The 21,433-nt window shown below is 35.4% G+C and carries 19 protein-coding genes and 1 tRNA gene; 4 read left to right on the top strand and 16 right to left on the bottom strand.

Translation table 11 applies throughout. The annotated features are described in order from the left end of the window. Positions 1-8 precede the first annotated feature (8 nt). A complete protein-coding gene (rpe, locus tag GQ46_RS12345; RefSeq protein WP_044405033.1) occupies positions 9-671 on the top strand; it encodes a ribulose-phosphate 3-epimerase in 663 nt (220 codons plus the stop codon). A 60-nt stretch (positions 672-731) separates the two neighbouring features. Here rpe and GQ46_RS12340 read toward each other — a convergent pair whose 3' ends face one another. The 16 genes from GQ46_RS12340 to mraZ form a co-directional block, all read right to left on the bottom strand. After that, positions 732-1,607 carry a zinc-dependent peptidase gene (locus GQ46_RS12340; RefSeq protein WP_044402454.1) on the bottom strand — a complete coding sequence of 292 codons (876 nt, stop codon included), beginning with the start codon at positions 1,605-1,607 and terminating at the stop codon, positions 732-734. Positions 1,608-2,147: 540 nt separating this feature from the next. Next, a tRNA-Arg gene (locus tag GQ46_RS12335) sits at positions 2,148-2,221 on the bottom strand. Positions 2,222-2,264: 43 nt separating this feature from the next. After that, positions 2,265-2,714 (bottom strand): GatB/YqeY domain-containing protein, encoded by a 450-nt coding sequence (locus GQ46_RS12330; protein WP_044402451.1) that lies wholly within the window; start codon positions 2,712-2,714, stop codon positions 2,265-2,267. A 209-nt stretch (positions 2,715-2,923) separates the two neighbouring features. Beyond that, complete coding sequence (gene ftsZ / locus GQ46_RS12325; RefSeq protein ID WP_044402448.1) at positions 2,924-4,897, bottom strand: cell division protein FtsZ; 1,974 nt, start codon at positions 4,895-4,897, stop codon at positions 2,924-2,926. Positions 4,898-5,015: 118 nt separating this feature from the next. After that, positions 5,016-6,341, bottom strand: coding sequence for a cell division protein FtsA (gene ftsA / locus GQ46_RS12320; RefSeq protein ID WP_044402445.1), 1,326 nt, complete (start codon positions 6,339-6,341; stop codon positions 5,016-5,018). 3 nt (positions 6,342-6,344) lie between these two features. After that, positions 6,345-7,064 (bottom strand): cell division protein FtsQ/DivIB, encoded by a 720-nt coding sequence (locus tag GQ46_RS12315; protein WP_044402442.1) that lies wholly within the window; start codon positions 7,062-7,064, stop codon positions 6,345-6,347. Then, entirely contained in the window at positions 7,054-8,406 is a 1,353-nt protein-coding gene (gene murC / locus GQ46_RS12310; RefSeq protein WP_044402439.1) for a UDP-N-acetylmuramate--L-alanine ligase, read from the bottom strand. The genes GQ46_RS12315 and murC overlap by 11 nt, the downstream gene beginning before the upstream one ends. A 77-nt stretch (positions 8,407-8,483) precedes the next feature. After that, positions 8,484-9,578 carry an undecaprenyldiphospho-muramoylpentapeptide beta-N-acetylglucosaminyltransferase gene (gene murG / locus GQ46_RS12305; RefSeq protein ID WP_197077356.1) on the bottom strand — a complete coding sequence of 365 codons (1,095 nt, stop codon included), beginning with the start codon at positions 9,576-9,578 and terminating at the stop codon, positions 8,484-8,486. Beyond that, positions 9,578-10,771, bottom strand: coding sequence for an FtsW/RodA/SpoVE family cell cycle protein (locus GQ46_RS12300; protein WP_044405030.1), 1,194 nt, complete (start codon positions 10,769-10,771; stop codon positions 9,578-9,580). Before GQ46_RS12300 ends, murG begins: the two co-directional genes overlap by 1 nt. A gap of 157 nt (positions 10,772-10,928) precedes the next feature. Continuing rightward, on the bottom strand, positions 10,929-12,266 hold the full coding sequence (gene murD, locus GQ46_RS12295; protein WP_044402433.1) for a UDP-N-acetylmuramoyl-L-alanine--D-glutamate ligase: 1,338 nt from the start codon (positions 12,264-12,266) through the stop codon (positions 10,929-10,931). A gap of 43 nt (positions 12,267-12,309) precedes the next feature. Then, positions 12,310-13,542 (bottom strand): phospho-N-acetylmuramoyl-pentapeptide-transferase, encoded by a 1,233-nt coding sequence (gene mraY, locus GQ46_RS12290; protein WP_044402430.1) that lies wholly within the window; start codon positions 13,540-13,542, stop codon positions 12,310-12,312. A 1-nt stretch (position 13,543) separates the two neighbouring features. After that, positions 13,544-15,007, bottom strand: a complete 1,464-nt coding sequence (locus tag GQ46_RS12285) for a UDP-N-acetylmuramoyl-L-alanyl-D-glutamate--2,6-diaminopimelate ligase (RefSeq protein WP_044402427.1) — start codon at positions 15,005-15,007, stop codon at positions 13,544-13,546. Then, positions 15,007-16,953 (bottom strand): penicillin-binding protein, encoded by a 1,947-nt coding sequence (locus tag GQ46_RS12280; RefSeq protein WP_044402423.1) that lies wholly within the window; start codon positions 16,951-16,953, stop codon positions 15,007-15,009. Before GQ46_RS12280 ends, GQ46_RS12285 begins: the two co-directional genes overlap by 1 nt. 62 nt (positions 16,954-17,015) lie before the next feature. Then, positions 17,016-17,336 (bottom strand): FtsL-like putative cell division protein, encoded by a 321-nt coding sequence (locus GQ46_RS12275; protein ID WP_044402422.1) that lies wholly within the window; start codon positions 17,334-17,336, stop codon positions 17,016-17,018. A gap of 50 nt (positions 17,337-17,386) precedes the next feature. Beyond that, on the bottom strand, positions 17,387-18,295 hold the full coding sequence (rsmH, locus tag GQ46_RS12270) for a 16S rRNA (cytosine(1402)-N(4))-methyltransferase RsmH (RefSeq protein WP_082041756.1): 909 nt from the start codon (positions 18,293-18,295) through the stop codon (positions 17,387-17,389). Beyond that, positions 18,270-18,740, bottom strand: coding sequence for a division/cell wall cluster transcriptional repressor MraZ (gene mraZ / locus GQ46_RS12265; RefSeq protein WP_044402419.1), 471 nt, complete (start codon positions 18,738-18,740; stop codon positions 18,270-18,272). Before mraZ ends, rsmH begins: the two co-directional genes overlap by 26 nt. 295 nt (positions 18,741-19,035) lie before the next feature. Between mraZ and GQ46_RS12260 the strand changes: the two genes are divergently transcribed. The 3 genes from GQ46_RS12260 to GQ46_RS12250 all read left to right on the top strand — a co-directional run bounded on the left by GQ46_RS12260 (position 19,036) and on the right by GQ46_RS12250 (position 21,414). Then, positions 19,036-19,800, top strand: a complete 765-nt coding sequence (locus GQ46_RS12260) for an alpha/beta fold hydrolase (RefSeq protein WP_044402416.1) — start codon at positions 19,036-19,038, stop codon at positions 19,798-19,800. A gap of 246 nt (positions 19,801-20,046) precedes the next feature. After that, positions 20,047-20,652: a ribosome biogenesis GTP-binding protein YihA/YsxC gene (gene yihA, locus GQ46_RS12255; RefSeq protein ID WP_044402413.1), complete on the top strand. Its 606-nt coding sequence runs from the start codon at positions 20,047-20,049 to the stop codon at positions 20,650-20,652. 81 nt (positions 20,653-20,733) lie between these two features. Next, the gene (locus GQ46_RS12250) at positions 20,734-21,414 is read left to right on the top strand and encodes a hypothetical protein (RefSeq protein ID WP_044402410.1); all 681 of its coding nucleotides are present in this window, start codon (positions 20,734-20,736) and stop codon (positions 21,412-21,414) included. The last annotated feature ends 19 nt before the right edge of the window (positions 21,415-21,433 follow it).

Raw genomic sequence — 21,433 nt, 5'->3', positions numbered from 1 at the left:
CAATATTCATGTCTTCAAAATTAATTGCACCTTCCATGCTTGCTGCCGATTTTGGCAACCTACAACGGGATACAGAAATGGTTAATAATAGTGATGCCGATTGGTTTCACATAGATGTCATGGACGGACACTTCGTTCCCAACATTTCTTACGGGATGCCAGTAATTGCAGCTATTAAAAAGCACGCCACTAAGCCCTTAGATGTGCATTTAATGATTGAAAAGCCAGAACGCTACATTGAAGAATTCGCAAAAGTTGGTGCAGATATTATTACTGTGCATCATGAGTCCACGGTACACTTACATCGCACACTACGACAAATTAAAGACGCAGGTTGTAAAGCTGGAGTTGTTTTAAACATTTCGACACCAGTGTCTGTACTCGAAGATATATTACCAGAATGTTATATGGTTTTATTAATGTCTATTAATCCCGGTTTTGGCGGACAAAAATTTGAGGAAGTTACCTACGAACGTGTAAAAAAACTTCGAAAAATGATTGACGAGCAAGGCTTAGACACCCTTATAGAAATAGATGGAGGCGTTACAGATAAAAACATTAAACAACTGGTAGATGCTGGCGCTAATGCTTTTGTTGCTGGAAGTCATATCTTTAAAAGTGATGATCCTATTAAAACAACAGCTAAGCTTAAAGCTTTGGCTAACCAATAAAGCGGACTCATTTTTTAGCCTCTCCTAATTTACCAAGGTAAAAAGTAAACGAGCGAGGGGTTAATAACCCGCAAAATCGAAATTCAACATTTGTTTAACGTGTTTGTAAACGTTTGGATAACGACTTCTAAACTCGAGAGGTGTTTCAATAAAATTTTCGATGATTACCGCCGTAAATTCAAAATCGTTTTCAAAAGCGTAGTTTCTAAAATAGGCCGATTTTTGCATGTGTAACTTAAAATTTACTTTTGAATCTATATATTCATGTAATGCTTCTAAGCTGCTAATAAATATATGTGCACTAATATCGTTAGTTCGCTTGGAGCTCAAATAACTTAAGTGTAAAGCATGAACAAATTCGTGAATGCCTAAGTTTAAATTATCATCTTCAACTTTATGTCCATGTATAAAATCTTTCCATGATAATAATATGGCTCTATAACCTGGGTTAAAATGACCTTTATGATAATTTCTATCTAGCGTGGAGTAGAAAATCGAAGGATAAATTAAAATTTTATCTATTAAATTAATGGCATAATCTCTAAAACCAAAGGTGAGCATGATAGCCGTTGCTGCCACTAGAATTTTCTTTTCATCGTCTATTACTAAACCTTCTTTCCCTGTAAATTCTACTTGAGATAGGAATTTAAAAACACGATGTCTAAAATATTTCTGTTGCTTAACATCTAATCGCTTATAGAATTTAAAATCATTCTCCAATAATTTCTTTTGGCTTGGACTCAACTCTTTAGTCACTAGATAAAAATGTCTGAATAGCGGTTTTTTTGCTATAAAATCTATATAGAACCCTTCTATAAACTTAAAAACACCTATACCAATTATAAAAAGACCACAAGTGATTAGCACTACAGAAATGGTATTTAAAAAGGCTGGGTTTTCTGATTTGTTTTGGAGTAAAAAAAGGAAGTTAATCATAAATCATTGGGAGTGTATGTGTTAGCTATGTTACAACTTCAATATTTGCGTAACATGCTTATAGCCCTTTGGAAAATGAAGTAAAAAAAACATAAGCGCAGGCATAGTAAATATAGATTACGGGGCTTACTAAAGTATGAAAAATAAAAATAGCATTACTTAAAATTAAATTTTGTGTCGCATTACTATTGTATTAGTAGTATAAGTTGACGACTTAGCTTTGCTAGAGGCTCCACAGAGTTCATACCAAGCTTAGGGATTCAAAATTAAAAAGACTATACTTACAAATTCAAGCCCGCTTGATTTATACTATACTTTAAAAGGATTACTACGCTGCGCTACGTCATCCTCATAGCTCCGCTTTGATAAAAGAAAAGACTATACTTACAAATTCAAGCTCGCTTAATTGTTCCCATAGATTAAAAGGATTACTACGCTGCGCTACGTCATCCTCAAAGCTCCGCTTTGATAAAAGAAAAGACTAAAAAAATAAATTTCAAGCAAGCTTGATTTATTTTTTTAGTCTTTTCTTTTCATTCGTGACCGCGAGAGGATTCGAACCTCCAACCCTCAGAGCCGAAATCTGATATTCTATCCAGTTGAACTACGCAGCCATTTTATTCCCATGAAAGTGGGAATCTCAATATTTATAATCTCTTACCCTAATTTAGCTTTTACTATATTCGAAATGGTTTTCCCGTCTGCCCTTCCAGCAACTTCCGCACTTACCATCCCCATTACTTTACCCATATCTTTCATGCCTTCTGCTCCTGTTTTAGCAATAACAGTATCAACCAACTTGGCAACCGCGTCTTCACTCATGGCTTCTGGCAAAAACTGTTCTATAACTTTAGCTTCTGCTAATTCTGGAGTAGCTAAATCTTCTCTACCTTGCTCTAAAAAAATAGCGGCACTATCTTTTCTTTGCTTGACTTGTTTTTGAAGAATTTTTAATTCTTGTTCTTCAGTTAACGCTTCTTTTGCTCCATTTTCAGTTTGTGCTAATAATATTTCAGCCTTCACTGCTCGTAACGCTGCTAACGCCAAGGTGTCTTTACTTTTCATAGCCTCTTTTAAGGCCGTCATTATGTTAGCTGATAAACTCATTTTATATTCCTTTTTTCAAGTACGAAGATAGGAAATTCTAACAGGATTAAACCGCTCTACTTTGAAACTTCTGAACAGAAACAGGACTATTTTCAAAATCGATGAAAATTGATAACATTTGAATCCACTTAGAAACAAGCAAACCAATTAAAATCCAAAAAGTTATAGAACGCTCTGGATTTAATTTGATTAAAATTATCTACTTGCTATTAATCTACATTATCGTGCAAAAAAGAATTATTATTTCTTAATTGAATGTCGTCGTTATCATCTATACTTAGACTGGTTTTAGACACATTTGTTGCTGAAGAAGAATGTTTCGTTTCATCTAAAGTTGTTCCCTGTCTCTTGTAAGCCGGAATTTTCTCTATATCCTCAATTTTAGAGGTATTAAATTTATAGTTAAAATTCTTCATCTTTTCTCTTCTATCATCTGCACGCTCTTTTAAAATATCTGAAATCGAACAATTCATAGGATCAAAATCGCCCTCTGGCCTTGCCTGTTCTTCTTCTTTAGCTAATACTTTCTTTTCAAAAACAATTTCTGTGTCTATAAATTCCTGAACTTGAGTTTTCGTGTTTTTATTTAGTGCCGAATTTACTTCGGTATAATCGTCTAAAGCATAACGTACTTCTTCATGCTCTCTTATTTCAGTAACTGGAATCAATTCAACATGATCATTAACTTCATAGTCTTTTATCTCACTTGTTAAATCATGAATAATAGGCGTTTCAGTTTTAGATGTTTCTTCCACTGTTGGCTCATTAATAGGCAAGTCGAAACTCAATGTAATTTGCTTTCTTTCTTCCGCTTCTACTACTTCAGTATTTTCCGTTTTTGTTTCAGATGGTGTTATAACAAACTCTTCTTCATTTTCAAAATTTACAACAACTTCATCATATACAACATCCATGTTTCTGAGGCTTTCTGTCGTTGGAATCAATCCGAAATCTTCATAAACCACACTACGCTGTTTGTTCACTTGTTCCATTTCAAACTTGCTTAACGTATCTTCAGTATCGGCTTCAATATCTAAAGTGTGTTTTACAACTGGTATTTCTTTCTTTACTTCCAACGCTATAGCCGGAGTAGTATTAGCTGGTTTGCGCTCCTCTGAAGTTAAATCCTTCTCAAGACTCTGGTCTTCTTCCAAAGCATGTATTACTTTTTTTGCTTCCGTATTAGAAATCTCATCTTGCTGCTCTACATTAAAACCTGTAGCAATAATAGTAACTGCAATTGACTCTTCTAATGATTCATCTTCACCAACACCCATAATAATATTTGCACCATGGCCTGCTTCTATCTGAATGTGATCGTTAATTTCACCTATCTCATCAATAGTAATTTCCTGAGAACCAGAAACGATTAGCAACAATACGTTTTTAGCTCCTGTAATTTTATTATCGTTCAACAATGGTGAATCTAATGCTTTAGAAATGGCTTGCTGCGCACGGTTTTGACCAGCCGCAGTTGCAGAACCCATAATGGCTGTACCGCTATTGCTTAACACCGTTTTTGCATCACGTAAATCGATGTTTTGTGTATAGTGATGCGTTATTACTTCGGCTATACCACGAGACGCCGTTGATAACACCTCATCTGCTTTAGAAAACCCTGCTTTAAAACCAAGGTTACCATAAACCTCACGTAATTTATTATTATTAATAACAATTAATGAATCGACTTCTCCACGGAGTTTTTCAATACCAATTTGAGCTTGCTCGTTACGCATTTTTCCTTCAAACTGAAAGGGCATCGTCACAATTCCAACGGTTAAAATATCCATTTCTTTAGCCATTTTGGCTATTATTGGCGCTGCTCCTGTTCCTGTTCCTCCACCCATACCAGCAGTGATAAATACCATTTTAGTATTCGTCCCTAACATTTGCTGAATGTCTGAAAAACTCTCAACAGCAGATTGCATACCTACATCTGGATTGGCACCGGCGCCAAGACCTTCAGTTAAATTTACACCTAACTGAATTTTGTTTGGAACCCCACTGTTTTGTAATGCCTGCGCATCGGTATTACAAATAACAAAATCGACACCCTTGATGCCTTGCTGGAACATGTGATTAATAGCGTTACTCCCACCTCCTCCTACACCAATAACTTTGATGACATTGGATTGATTTTTAGGTAAATCAAAAGTGAAATTTTCGAATTCATTGTTGCTCATAAAATTCTATTTATTTAAATCAATTATTTTAGACGTTGCAATGCAACGTTTTTTATCTTTATTCGTTTAGACGCTGCACTACAACGTCTTTTTATTGTTTATAGTTGCTGTGCAAGCGTTATTCAGCATTATCAAGGAAATCCTTAACACGCTCAGTTAACGCATCTAAAAAAGAGCGCTTTTGTTTTTTTGGCAGTTCAACTGCTACGTCTTCTTCTTCTATCGTTTCATCATTTTCTATAGCCGCTACAAGCTCTTCTTCAATTTTTTCTGCTTTTATGCGTTCTTGGCGTTTTAAACCATCCATAACCAAACCAACTGCTGTAGCGAACAATGGACTGGTAACAGCATCATCGCTATCTCCAGCTAAATGCTCGTTTGGATACCCTACTCTAGTATCCATTCCTGTAATGTATTCTACTAATTGTTTGAGATGTTTTAACTGGCTACCACCACCAGTTAAAACAATTCCTGCAATTAATTTCTTCTTTTGTTCTTCGTGACCATAGTTTTTAATTTCTACGTAAACCTGTTCAACAATTTCCACCACTCTGGCATGAATAATTTTTGATAGGTTTTTAAGTGTTATTTCTTTTGGATCACGACCACGTAAGCCTGGAATAGATACAATCTCATTGTCTTTATTTTCTCCTGGCCATGCTGAACCAAATTTTATTTTTAATAACTCCGCTTGCTTTTCAATAATAGAACAGCCTTCTTTTATATCTTCTGTAATCACATTTCCACCAAACGGAATAACTGCTGTATGGCGAATAATTCCGTCTCTAAAAATGGCCAAATCTGTAGTTCCACCACCAATATCAATTAAGGCAACACCGGCTTCTTTTTCCTCCTGGCTTAATACCGCGTTTGCAGATGCAAGCGGCTCTAACGTGATCCCCTCTAATTCTAAACCTGCACTTTTAACACAGCGGCCAATGTTTCTAATAGAAGACACCTGACCCACAACGACATGAAAATTGGCTTCTAATCGACCACCATACATTCCTATTGGTTCTTTTATTTCAGCCTGACCATCAACCTTATATTCCTGCGGTAGAACATGAATGATTTCTTCTCCCGGCAGCATCACTAATTTATGAACTTGATTGACTAAACGTTCAATATCGTACTCATCAATTACAGTTTCAGAATCTGGTCGTGTAATGTAATCACTATGCTGTAAACTGCGAATATGCTGACCCGCTATTCCTACAGTCACCCCTTCAATTTTTAAAGCTGCAGCAGCTTCAGCCTCTTGGATAGCTAATTGAATAGATTGAATCGTTTGTGTTATATTATTAACCACACCACGATGCACACCTAAACTCTTAGACTTTCCAATGCCCAAAATCTCCACCTTTCCATACTCATTTTTGCGACCTATCATTGCCACAATCTTTGTGGTTCCGATGTCTAATCCTACTGCTAAATTCTGTTCCATAATTTATACTTTAGTACAAACAACTTGGTTTTCAAATTGCAAATTCACTTTGCTATATTTTTTTAAACTCTTATCCTTAATCGCTTTATTATAAAACGCCTTAAGGTTGTTTATTTTTTTATCTAAATAATTCAAGCTACCTAACTGCACCGTGAATTGACATTGCCTTAATTTTAAATCTATAGATTTATCATTATTCTGATGAATCTCAACCACGTTGGTTTTTAAAAACTCATCATTCATAATTCTGCTAGCAATGGTGTAAACCACTGCTAAATCATTTTGTTTTACATGACCGGTAACCATTGGTACACGTGCTGTATAATTTGTTGACAAAGGCATGTAACCACCTTTACTGTCTATGTAATAAGCACTTGGACTACTGACTCTTGCGATTGGCATTTTCTGTTTTATTTTCACTGAAAACCCACCATTTACTCGCAAAAAAACCTCAGCACTTTCAATCATTTTATGAGCATTTAGGGCCTGCTCTAAACCATTCAAATCTAAAGTTTCTTTGGGCACACTCGTAACAGGTCGTTGATTTTGTATTAACAATTTACTAACAGTCGCGTGCGTGACAAATGGTTTCTGATCATCAACAAATGTCACAATAGGCTCAGCGACCTTTCGCCTGTTATTTCGTTTTGAAGTAAAGGCATACAAAAACACTACAATCGCCAATAACCCTATGATCTTTATGTAGTTCCAATTAATTCTCATCAATTAAAGCGGCTTTAATATGTTTAACTTCTTCACCAATATCTCCTGCTCCAAGAGTGAGGATGATTCTGGCTTTACTTTCTTTTATTTTTGAAATGATCTGTTTTTTCTGAATTAATTCTTTCTTAGAGTTAATAATTTGGCCTAACAACCATTGTGAATCTATCCCTTCAATTGGTAATTCTCTTGCGGGGTAAATATCTAACAATAATAACTCATCAAATTGAGATAAACTTTTAGCAAAATCAGCTCCAAAGTCACGGGTTCGGCTAAATAAATGTGGCTGAAAAATGACCAAGACCTGATCTTTTGGATACATCTCTCTTACTGCTTGATGTGCTGCATCAATCTCTGTTGGATGATGTGCATAATCATCGATAAACACCAGATCATCTGTTTTAATGTGATAGGTAAAACGACGTTTAACCCCCTTATAAGATGCTAAAGCCATAGCGAGCTGCGGTTTGGGAAGGCCATATTCTACAGCCATCGCTAAAGCTATTAGTGCATTCGACAAATTATGTCTACCAGGTAGGTTAAATTGAACTTGTTTTAGCACCTCTTTTGGTGTTTTTACATCAAAACTATAAGTACCGTTATTTATTGTTATGTTTTGAGCTGAATAATCAGAGTCATCTTCTATCCCGTAAGTTATCCCTTTTAAAGGCAAGCCGTTTCTAACAAATAATTTTCCGTTCGGTTTAATTTTTTTTGAAAATGCCTCAAAGGACTCATGTAATGCCAAAGCATCACCATAGATATCTAAATGATCTGCATCCATTGAAGTTATACAAGCTAAATCTGGTGATAAGGTTAAAAACGAACGATCAAACTCATCAGCCTCTACAACACTTACTTCATCACCATTTTCAATTAAATTCGAATTATGGTTTTCACTAATGCCGCCTAAAAAAGCCGTTAGCTTTACATCACATTCATACAATAAATGTCCTAAAATACTAGAGGTCGTTGTTTTTCCATGTGTTCCTGCCACAGCTAAACAAAAAGTATTTTTTGTAATCAACCCTAACACCTCTGAACGTTTTAAAACAGCAAAACTATGGTCCCTAAAATAGGCTAACTCTTTATGATCTTTTGGTACCGCTGGTGTATAAACTACTAAAGTGTTTTCAGGATTTAAAAATGGACCATCGATAGCCTTGACCGCATCCTCATAATGAATGCTAATACCTAAACCCTCCAAAACTTCTGTAATTTCAGTTTGTGTTTTATCATAACCAGCCACAGCTTTTCCGTTCGCAATAAAATACCGTGCCAATGCAGACATACCAATCCCTCCAACACCAATAAAATAGACGTTATGTAACTTGTTTAGGTTCATTTATTTTTTTTGTTCAATGTGATACTACAGTACTCGTAAGCGCATCAAAATGACGTTGTTCTTATTTATATATTTTATTATTTTTTTAGAAGTTTTTCAACTTCATCAACTATTTCTTTTGTAGCATTTTCTAATGCTAGTTTTTTAATATTACTACTTAATTCATTTTGCCTTTCTACTGAAGCAACTAACTGTGAAAACTTATTCTCAAAATCTACATTCAAATCTTCCTGAGCAATCATCATTGCAGCATTTTCTTTAACCACAGCCATTGCATTTTTAGTTTGATGATCTTCTGCTACATAAGGAGAAGGCACAAAAATGACCGGTTTTCCAACGATACATAATTCTGAAACAGAGCCTGCTCCTGCGCGAGAAATAATAAAATCTGCCGCGGCATAAGCATAATCCATTTTATTTATAAAGGCATGTACCTGGACATTTTTTGTATGACCAACAATTTTGTAATCGTCGTAATACAATTTCCCGCATTGCCAAATGATTTGTAAATTCTGCATTTGCAGAAACTCTATTTCATTTTTTATTAATTCATTTATCGCTTTTGCCCCCAGACTTCCTCCTAGCACTAACAGTGTTTTTTTATCTTCAACTAAGTTGAAATGTTTTAAAGCTTCTGATTTTTTAGAATTAATATCTAATAAATCCTGTCGTACCGGATTTCCTGTTTTGATAATTTTATTCTTAGGGAAAAAACGCTCTAAACCATCATAAGCCACACAAATTTTCTGTACTTTTTTTGATAATAATTTGTTTGTGATTCCCGGATAGGAATTCTGCTCTTGTATTAAGCTTGGTATCCCTTTTAAAGCAGCCACATGTAATAACGGACCACTAGCAAACCCGCCTGTTCCAATCGCTACATCTGGCTTGAAATTGTTAACAATTTTTCTGGCATTCCAAAGGCTATTCACTAATTTAAAAGGAAACATCATGTTCTTCACCGTTAGTTTTCTTTGAATACCTGAAATCCACAAGCCTTTAATTTCATAACCTGCCTGTGGTACTTTCTCCATTTCCATACGGTCTTTTGCACCTACAAATAAAAATTCAGCGTCAGGAAAACGCGATTTCAATTCGTTCGCTATAGCTATTGCAGGATAGATGTGGCCACCAGTTCCGCCTCCAGATAATATGATTTTATAAGTGTTCATTATATTGCTTCCGAAAGAATTTCTAACGGATTATCTTCTGTATTTTCTTGTTCTTTAATTTCTTCTCTTTTCGCACTTACACTAAGAATGATTCCTATGGCTAAACAGGTCATCCAAATAGAGGTTCCCCCACTACTTACCAATGGTAAGGTTTGACCAGTTACTGGAAATAACTCTACAGCTACAGCCATATTTATCATGGCTTGAAATACGATTGGTAAACCAACCCCTAGTACTAATAATTTACCAAAAATAGTATCTGCTTTTTGTGAGACTATGACTATTCTAAATAACAACCACATATACATGGTCATTAAAAATATGCCCCCTATCAACCCAAACTCTTCAATAATAATCGCAAAAATAAAATCGGAAGAGGATTGTGGTAAAAAGTTTTTCTGCGTGCTTTTCCCAGGACCAACACCTGTAATATAGCCTGAGGCAATGGCTATTTTTGCTTTTTCTATTTGATAATCTGCCTCTGTATCTCCTTCATCTGTGAAGCTTTCTATACGACTCATCCAGGTATCAATCCTGTTTGGCATAGCCTCTGGGAATGCCTTAGCAACAACTACAAATAAAGCTAACCCTAAGATGCCTGCGCCAACAATAGCGACCAAATAACGAATAGGATACCCCCCTAAAAAAACCAGTATTACAACCATTAAAAAGATAAGCGCCGTTGTAGAAAAGTTAGACGGTAGTATTAATGCTAGCATTAAAAACACGGGCAACCAAAGGGGTAAAATAGAGTCTTTAAAAGTGATTTGTTCATCTTTCATTTTAGACATGTATCGCGCCACATACACCATGAGTACAACGGATGCCAAAGTAGAAGTTTGAAAAGACATATTAACAAAAGGGATACGAATCCAGCGACTAGCATTGGCGCCCGCAATTGTTGTGCCTTGCAAAACGGTAACCACTAATAAAATCAAAACAATAGGAATCATAACCATCGACAAGCCACGGAAATAACGATATGGTATTTTATGTACGCCGTACATAATTGAAAACCCTAAAAACAAATGCATAAAGTGCTTTACAAAAAAAGAAAAGGTATTTGTACTACCACCAACATATGCCAAATTACTCGCAGCACTGTACACAGGTAAAAATGAGAAAATAGCAAGTAAGGCTGCTATTGCCCAAATTAATCGGTCTCCTTTTATATTTTTGAATAGTTTTTGCATTCCCATTTGTACTTCAAACCTCTTAACGCACGCGTTATTAATTTATTTTTTTATTCGTTGATCTTCCATTTCTTAAAGGGAAGACTTATTTAATGTTAATTATATCATTCCTCAATTTCCTCATTAATGCATTCCCCTTAGAAAGAATGAAAAGGGGCTATAAATTTCTTACCGCATCTTTAAATTGACGCCCACGATCTTCATAGTTTTCAAATAAATCGAAACTTGCACAAGCAGGTGATAATAAAACGTTATCTCCAGCTTCAGCAATTCTATAGGCTATTTTCACCGCCTCACTCATAAACTGAGTTTCCACAATAATATCTACCATGTTACCGAAATTTTCCAAGAGCTTATCATTATCAACCCCTAAACAGATAATCGCTTTTACCTTTTCATTTACAAATGGAAATAACTCTGTATATTCATTCCCTTTATCTGTACCACCAACAATCCAAACGGTTGGCGCATCCATACTCTCTAAAGCATAATAGGTCGCATTAACATTTGTGGCCTTAGAGTCATTAATGTATTGTACTTTATTAATTTTAAGCACTTGCTCTAAACGATGCTCAACACCATGGAAATTCTCTAAGCTTTCACGAATGGTTTGCTTTCTAATTTTTAGCAAATGCGCTACCGTTGAGGCAGCCATTGCATTTTTTATATTGTGTTTTCCTTCTAAGGCTAAATCGTTTGTTGGCATAATTATCTGGTCGTTATTTATTGTTATTTTTATATTCTTTTTATCTAAATAAGCCCCATTTTCAATGGTTTTAACCAAAGAAAAGGGCAGTAATGTGGATTGAATGTCGTTTTCATCGAGCCACTTTTTAATGACCTCATCATCTGCATCATAAATTAAATAGTCGTCTTTGGTTTGATTTAGAGCAATTCTGAATTTTGAATTGATATAATTTTCAAACTTATACTCGTAGCGATCTAAATGATCTGGCGTAATATTGGTTAAGACAGCTATTTTTGGTTTAAAATCTACAATCCCATCTAACTGAAAACTACTAATCTCTAAGACGTAGTTTTCAAAATCAAAGTCTAAAATCTGTTTTGCAAAACTGTCACCAATATTCCCAGCCAAGCCTACATTTAATTCTTGTTTTAAAATATGATGTGTTAATGATGCGGTTGTTGTTTTTCCATTGCTTCCCGTAACCCCAATCAAAGTGGCATTCGTGTATTTTGAAGCAAATTCAATTTCAGAAATTACTGGGATTTCTTTTTTTATAAGCTGCTGCACTAAGGCAACGCTATCTGGAATCCCCGGACTCTTCATCACCACATCTGCATTTAAAATTTTAGCAGCGGTATGCTGTTCTTCTTCCCATTCAATCTCATGATGTCTAAGAACTTCTTTGTACTTTTCTTTTATCATTCCTTTATCCGAAACAAAAACCTCATACCCTTTTGCTACTCCTAAAAGCGCTGTACCTACTCCGCTTTCGCCTCCTCCTAATATGACTAACCTCTGTTTTTTCATTTCTAAAACGAAGCGTTTCAACTATGCTTCGTGTACTATTTAATTATCTTAATTTCAATGTCACTATTGACAGTATTGCTAGTAATATGCCTACAATCCAAAAGCGTGTTACTATTTTACTTTCATGATAGCCACCCTTTTGATAGTGGTGATGCAGTGGCGCCATTTTAAAAATACGCCGTCCTTCTCCAAGTTTCTTTTTCGTGTATTTAAACCATGTTACCTGTAAAATAACGGACAATGATTCCGCGAAAAAAATCCCACACAATAATGGAATTAGTAATTCTTTTCTAACAGCAATTGCGATTACTGCAATCACACCTCCAATAGTTAAACTACCTGTGTCTCCCATAAATACTTGTGCTGGATACGTATTGTACCACAGAAAACCGATAAGCGCACCAACAAATGCCGCTATAAACACTACTAATTCACCCAGTCGTGGAATAAACATCACATTGAGATAATCTGAAAAGACGAAGTTTCCTGAAATGAAAGCAAAAATGGCTAGCGCAAAGACAATTATGGCGGAACTCCCTGCTGCTAAGCCATCAATGCCATCAGTTAAATTAGCACCGTTGGATACTGCTGTAACGATGAATATAACAATTGGAATAAAAATTAACCAAGCATATTTACCAGTAGCGTCACCAAACCACGATGTAATTTGAGCATAATCGAACTCATTATCTTTTACAAAAGGAATGGTGGTTTTAAGCGATTGTTCCTCCGCTCTAAACTCTGCCTCAGAATTTTGTGTTATTCTTTCAGTTTCATAAACAGGATTTGTTTTTTCCTGTCTAATGGTTACATGGGGATGGAAATACATAATAGAACCCACAAAAACACCTAAACCAACTTGACCTAAAACTTTAAACTTACCACTTAAGCCTGCCTTATCTTTTTTGAATACTTTTATATAGTCGTCAGCAAAACCTACTAAGCCCATCCAAACCGTGGTAACGATTAGCAGAATAACATAAATATTGTCCAACTTTGCTAATAACAACACTGGTATCAACGTTGAAAAAATGATGATTAAGCCTCCCATTGTTGGGGTTCCAGCTTTTTCAACCTGCCCGTCTAAACCTAAATCTCTTACTGATTCTCCTACTTGTTTTTTCTGTAATAAGCGTATAATTTTCTTTCCGAAAATCGTAGAAAACAGCAACGACAGGATGATAGCCAAAGCAGCACGAAAGGTGATGAATTGAAACACACTCGCCCCTGTTAACTGAAATTCTTTTTCTAAATATTCGAATAGATAGTACAACATGTTATTTCTGTAATTGCTTTAATAATTCTTCTACTATTTGGTAATCATCAAAATCCGTACGCTTTCCATTTATTTCTTGGTAGGTTTCATGACCTTTACCAGCGATCAAAATAATATCACCTGACTCTGCTAATTGGCAAGCCGTTTTTATCGCTTGTTTCCTATCAACAATCGATAAGGTCTTTTTAAAATTCTCAGAGGCAACACCTTTTTCTATGTCCGCTATAATCACTTCAGGAACTTCTGTTCTTGGATTATCACTTGTAAAAATGACTTTCGTACTTAATGCCGAAGCAATGTGTCCCATTTTAGGTCGCTTGGTTGTATCACGATCCCCACCACAGCCTACAACAGTAATTAGCTTTTCGTTTTTAGTGCGAATGGCATTAATAGTTTCCAGTACATTTTTTAGCGCATCTGGTGTATGTGCATAATCTACAATAGCTGTAATTTTCTCATCGGAAACGAGATACTGAAAGCGCCCACTAACACTTTCCAATTCACTAATTAATCTTAAAATTTCTTCCGTTTTTAATCCCAATAATTCCGCAGTAGCATAAATAGCTAAGACATTGTATGCATTAAAATTCCCAATTAATCGGGTCCATACTTCATTATCATTTAGCTTTAACAACATGCCGCTAAACGAATTCTCTAAAATCTGAGCCTTATAATCTGCGTAACTTTTTAATGCATATTTATAGGCTTTAGCCTTAGTGTTCTGAAGCATTACTGCGCCATTTTTATCATCGGCATTTACCAACACGAACGCTTTTGAACTTAAATGATCAAAGAAGTACTTTTTAACATCACGATACTCAGCAAAGTTGTCGTGATAATCTAAATGATCATGGGATAGGTTTGTAAAAATACCCCCAGCGAATGCTAACCCTTCTGTTCTATTTTGATGAATACCGTGTGAGCTCACTTCCATAAAGCAAAACTCAACCCCTTCATCATTCATCTCTTTTAAATACCGATTAATGGTTAGAGAATCTGGTGTGGTATGCGTTGCCTTATAGTCCTTATCATTGACTTTTATAATAACCGTAGACAACAACCCTACTTTGTACCCTGCTTTTTTAAATAACTGATAAAGTAAGGTTGCAATTGTAGTCTTTCCATTTGTTCCAGTGACCCCTACTAATCTTAAATTAGACGACGGATTACCATAATAATTAGACGCCATTATAGCCAACGCTTTGCTCGAGTTATCTACAACAATATAACTTACACCTTCTTGTAACACCTTTGGTAAATGTTCACAGATTACAACCAATGCACCTTGCTGCACGGCATTTTCAATGTAATTATGACCATCTGAAACACTTCCTTTTATCGCCACGAATACATCATTTAACCCAATACTTTTTGAGTTAAAATGAATGTCGCGAACAGAAACAGTGGTGCTTCCAACCACTTTATTTATGGTCACTTTATATAATATGTCGATTAATGAGTTCACTAGATTTCTAAAACTATTATTTGATTTTTTTTAACTTTATCTCCTTTAGGTATGGATTGCGACTTCACAACACCCACACCAGCCATTTTTACTTTCAAACCCATATTTTCACATAAGGCCACAGCATCCATCGTTGGCAAACCAATAACATTTGGCATGATTGTTAAATAGACTTTTTCTGTCTTATAAAACTGCTGAAATTCTTTTTTTACTGAAACATTCGCCACTTCCAGTGACTCAATTTCATCAATAATCGGTGTGTCTGTAAAAATCTTTTGAGCAATACGTTTAAACACTGGACCCGTAACATCAGCACCATAATACCCGACCTCAATACTTGGCTTATGAATCACCACAATGCAGGAATATTTAGGATTTTCAACTGGAAAATACCCTACAAATGAAGAAATATATTTCTTATCCTTTTTCCATTCCTCAAAATTGCTATAATCCGTTCTAACCGTTCCTGTTTTTCCAGCCATAGAAAAATACTCCGAATACAAACTTCTACCTGTACCCTGAAGCACAACATTTTCCATCATTTTTTGAGCCTTCTCAATTGTTTCTTTAGAACAGATTTGTTTTACTCTTACTTCTTTTTTAAAGGTTTCGATCTCCCTGTCTAACTCTTTTACCTCTCTTAGAAATCGAGGTTTCACCATTTCACCTCCATTGGCAACAGCATTATAAAAGGTTAAGGTTTGTAATGGTGTTAACCTTAAATTATAACCATAAGCCATTGATGGTAGCGCATTGCGACTCCAGTTATTATCTCCTGGTCTTGGAATATTTGGCTTCCCTTCTCCTAGTATAGGAAGGCCTAATGTCTCATTCAGCCTCCATTTATCTAATATTTTGATAAACTTCATAGGGTTTTTAGAATAATGGTCATCTATTATTGTAGCCAAACCAATGTTTGAAGACTTTTCAAAAGCTTGGGCAGCAGATATTTTCCCATAACCTCGCGTATCTGTAATTGAGCGTCCATAAAAACGCTTAGATCCCATATGCGTATCAACAACCGTAGCGGTGTCAATAACTTTATCTTCTAAAGCCGCCATAATGGCCATTAGTTTGAAAGTAGAACCGGGCTCATGAGATTCCCAAACCGCATAATTCCGTTTTTCATAATAGGTTCCAGCTTTACTTTTTCCTAAGTTAGAAATGGCGCGAATCTCTCCTGTTTTTACTTCCATTACCACAACACAACCATGCTCTGCATCATACATTTCTAACTGCTCCAATAAAGCATGATGCGCAATGTCTTGCACATTCACATCGATAGTCGTGTATACATCATAACCATCTTCTGGCTCCACCTGATTATAATCTACGATAGGCTTCCATTGCCCTTTACCAATTTTTTGTTTCCAGCGTTGGCCGTCTTTTCCACGTAAATACTTAGCGCCAAAAGCACCATCGATACCTGCTCGTGTAATATTACCATCTTCATCTTCTCTCTCGTAGCCAATGGTTCGCATTGAGATGCCTCCCATTGGATGCTCACGTTTTGTATTTTGCTCAACAATTAATCCACCTTTAAAAGCACCCAATTCCAACAAAGGAAAGTTGCGTAGTCTTAAATAATCTGAATACCCTATATCCCGAGCCAACAAATAATATCTGTTTTCTTTTGCTTGCGCTTTTCTTAATTCTTCTCTGTGGTAACTTGAAGATTTTCCTGAAAAATTAGATAAGGAATCACAAAGCGGTCCTAGATTTTTTTGCCAAACGCTTTTCTTTGGTGCCTTTGTATCGATTCTAATATCGTATTTAGGAATAGAAGTCGCTAATAAGTTTCCGTTTACAGAATACACATTACCACGATTTGAAGGAATGGTAACGTTTTTAACCGTGCGCTCTTCTGCCAAAGCACGATAATCATCTCCATTAATAAATTGGATGGTTAATAATTTTACAACCACAGCCAAGCCGAAGATGAACATACATCCAGCTACAAAATACAATCGGTTTAATATGTTCGTTTCGTTTACTGCCACGAGTGAACTTAGTTTTGTTGTGGTTTAACTTTTATTTTTTGAGGCGGAACCTCTGAGGTTTTTAAGCCTTTCGCTTTCATTTTTTGAGAGACCACTGATTCTTTTTTCAATTCCATCAACCGCCCTCTACCATCTATAAAAGCACTTCTCAATTCTTTTGCCTCATTACCTAATCTTGCAATATCATACACTTTTTTATCGGCGCTATGCGAACTAGCAATCATCACTATAGCCAATACAGAAACAAAGAGGATCATTCTCCAATTCTTAAAGGAGTCGTCACTCACCAGAAAAGTTCCTCTTAATATGCTATAGATGTTTTTTTTCATACCTTCTCTCGCTTTGCGACATCCTCCCTAAAGAGACCAATTAATAATTATTAAAGCTTTTCAGCAATGCGCAACTTCGCACTTCTTGCTCTATTGTTCATTTTTATTTCTTCAGAAGAAGGAACTATCAAACCACCAACTTTTTTAAGTGGCACTTCAAAATTGCCAAACATGTCGCGCTCGGGTTCTCCTTCAAACAATCCATTTCTTATAAATCGTTTTACTAATCGATCTTCTAAAGAGTGGTAGCTTATTAAGCTCACTCGCCCTTTAGGCTTAAGTATTTCTGGTGTTTGTTGCAAAAACTCTTTTAAAGCTTCTATTTCCTGATTCACCTCAATTCGAATGGCTTGGTATATCTGAGCCAATATTTTGTTCTCGTATTTTGGAGATAAAAATGATTTCAAAACGCTTTTAAGTTGATCACTGGTTTTTATCACTTCGGTTTCGCGATACTCTACTATCATTTTTGCCATTGCAGGCGCAGCTCTTAACTCCCCATATTGCAATAAAACCTGCTTAATCTGAGCTTCATCGTATTCATTTATTACATGGTAAGCAGATAATTGATTGTTTTGATTCATTCGCATATCTAACTCTGCTTCAAAACGGGTTGAAAAACCACGTGACGCAACATCAAATTGATGTGATGAGACTCCAAAATCAGCTAAGATGCCATCCACTTCTTTAACACCATGAAATCTTAAAAAACGCTTAATGTATCTAAAATTCTCATGTATAAGGGTAAATCTGGAATCGTCAATTGTATTTTCTAGCGCATCTACATCTTGGTCAAACGCAAATAATCTCCCTTTATCACCAAGTCGCTTTAATATTTCTTTACTGTGCCCGCCACCACCAAAAGTAACATCCACATAAACGCCGGCTTCTTTAATATTTAAACCATCAACAGTTTCTTTTAATAATACTGGGTTATGATATTCCATCGTCGCTTTCATCTTGGCCCATAACTTCTTCAGCTAAATCTGCAAAATCTACAGTCGCATCATCTATGGCTTGTTCATACTTTTCTTTATCCCAAATCTCTACTATGTTAACCGCTGAAGACACTACAATATCTTTGGAAATAGCAGCGAAATTGATTAAGTCTTTCGGAATTAACAATCTCCCATTAGTATCAACCTCAACCATTTTTACACCTGCCGTAAAACGACGAATAAAATCGTTATTTTTCTTTTTGAATCGGTTGAGCTTATTCACTTTTTGCATCAACAGTTCCCACTCCGCCATTGGATACAATTCCAAACAAGGCTGAAAAACAGCACGCTTTAATACAAACCCATTTTGCAACACAGGCGTCAACTGCTTTTTAAGCGCAGCAGGCAGCATTAACCTTCCTTTGGCATCTGCTTTACATTCGTATGTTCCTATTAATGAGTTCAAAACGTATTTTTGAGTCGTTGAGATTTTAAATTCAAATATATCGAAATTTTACCACTATTTACCACATTTTACCACTTTGTTGATAAATAGTCTTTAGAGTAATACTTTTTAAAAGAGATTTCGCACGCTTTTAAAGCTTAAAACGATAGTTTTCAGGCGATTAAAAAGCGTGCGAAATACCAATGAACACTTGTTAATATGTCTGCAAAATTCATTTTTTTAAGTATCTAAAGATTACTATCATTTTTTAAAGGAATTACCTATATTTGCTTTCAACTGATTGACTAAAAACTGAATGTCTCACACACTTAAAACCGAAGGAAGGTACAACTACATCGAAGCTGGAGAAGGCACACCAATTATAGTATTACATGGCTTAATGGGTGGTTTAAGCAATTTTGATGCGGTGATTGATTACTTTAGTGATAAAGGCTATAAAGTCATTATTCCCGAGCTTCCTGTTTATTCAATGTCGCTTATTAAAACCAATGTTAAAGCCTTTGCTAAATATTTGGGTGAATTCATAACTTTTAAGGGTTATGACAAAGTGATTCTGTTAGGAAATTCTCTAGGCGGACATATTGGTTTATACTACACAAAGTTAAACCCGGAGAATGTTAAAGCTTTAATTATCACTGGCAGTTCTGGCTTATACGAAAGCGCCTTGGGTGGCGGCTATACAAAACGTAGCGATTACGAAGTGATTAAGAAAAAAGCGCAAGACGTTTTTTATGATCCCGCCGTAGCCACTAAAGAAATAGTTGATGAAGTCTATGATACGGTAAACGACAGAAGTAAACTTATAAAAACCTTAGCCATTGCAAAAAGTGCCATTAGGCATAATATGGCGAAAGATTTACCAGACATGCATACTCCTACTTGTATTGTCTGGGGAAAAAATGATGCCGTTACACCTCCTGAGGTTGCCGATGAATTTAACAGACTGCTCCCAAATTCTGATTTATTTTGGATTGACAAATGCGGCCATGCCGCAATGATGGAACATCCTCAAGAGTTCAATCAAATTCTTCATGAGTGGTTTAAGAGCAGAGGACTTTAGTTTTCTAATCTTAGCTTAAAATTCTGTATCTCCCATTTTAAATTTCGAAATTAACTACTATTCCAGTAATTCTTGGGTTATTTAAGCGAGTGACTTTTTGCTTTTAATTACTTACTCTTGTTTGCTTACTCTTAACTGCTTACTTTTGTGGCTTAGTTTTTTTGGCTTAGTCTATTAATAAGTCTGATTATTGCTGAAAAAAAATAGTTTAATTAAAAAAATTCCTGCCCTAGTAGGAATGACAAGATGAAGATAAAATCTGCAGAGTTTGTAATCAGTAATTCCGATGTGGAACGCTGTCCTAAAGGAAAAATCCCCGAATATGCTTTTATAGGCAGAAGTAACGTTGGGAAATCATCATTAATTAATATGTTAACCAGCAAAAAGAGTTTAGCAAAAACTTCTGGAAGGCCGGGAAAAACACAACTTATCAATCATTTTATTATAAACCAAGAATGGTATTTGGTAGATTTACCAGGGTATGGTTACGCGAAAGTTTCTAAGAGTGCAAAGAAAGTGTTTCAGAAGTTTATTACGCAGTATTTTAAGTTTAGAGAACAATTAGTTTGTGCATTTGTTTTAGTCGATATTCGTCACGAGCCACAGCCTATAGACTTGGAATTCATGCAGTATTTAGGTGAAAATGGCGTTCCTTTTTGTATTATTTTCACCAAGGCCGACAAGTTAAAGCCTAAAGCGATAGAAAAGCATGTGGAAGACTATAAATCTGTTCTTTTAGAAACCTGGGAAGACATGCCTCAGTATTTTATCACCTCTTCTTCTAAAGACATAGGCAAAGATGAAGTGCTTGATTTTATTGGAGAATTGAATAGCAATATGATTATTGATTAATTCTAAAATACGCCCTGGTTTTGCAATGCTTTAAATACCAGAAACAAGAAATACTATAGCTACAATTTAATAACTACAGGAATGACAAAATTTTTAATAGAATATAACTTATACTTTATACTTCTTGCTGTAGTTACTATTATAATTGTGGGTTTTGTTTTTGTAAAAAAACTAAATACTGAAAAAGATAGAAAGCTTGAACTCATTATTGGAATCACTGCAGGAGTATCAATAATAATGGTCATGTATAATCTCATATTAAATACCCATTCAAACAATCGTATTGAAGAAAACAGAACGGCACATATTACTTTAGAAAACATCCAAAGAAATTGGCTTTCACCTCAAATTGAACTCTCTCAAGCCTATCCTGAAGGATTCTTTCTTTTTAAATCGATGACTCCAGATCTTAGTCATGATCGCTTTGAACCTGCTGATTATGACCCTGCAAAAAGAAATCAAATTGAAATTGTTAGTTCTATAAGGGTTTTTCAGGCTATGGAAGATTTTTTAACTATTGGCTCTCATGATCTCACTGGAAGTAATGTGTGGATTAATAATTTTTTAATGTGGCTACAATCTCCAATATTACAGAAAAACTGGAAGGCGCTGTCTTTTAATTATTCAAAAGATACGCGAGAAATGATTGCGCGTTTAATTTTAGAAAGTGACAAATTAGTGTTGAAAAGGCTGAAAAAAGGCCATTTAACAAACCAAGACTATGATGAAGTGTCTGAAAACTTTAAAGTTATATTTCGTTAATTAAGCGCTAAAAAAAAAA

Origin of the sequence: Lacinutrix sp. Hel_I_90 (genome assembly GCF_000934685.1) — a bacterium.
In the GTDB taxonomy this organism is placed as follows: Bacteria; Bacteroidota; Bacteroidia; order Flavobacteriales; family Flavobacteriaceae; genus Lacinutrix.
Note: the sequence above shows the minus strand (reverse complement) of the source record. Positions and strands in the feature narration are given on the sequence as shown.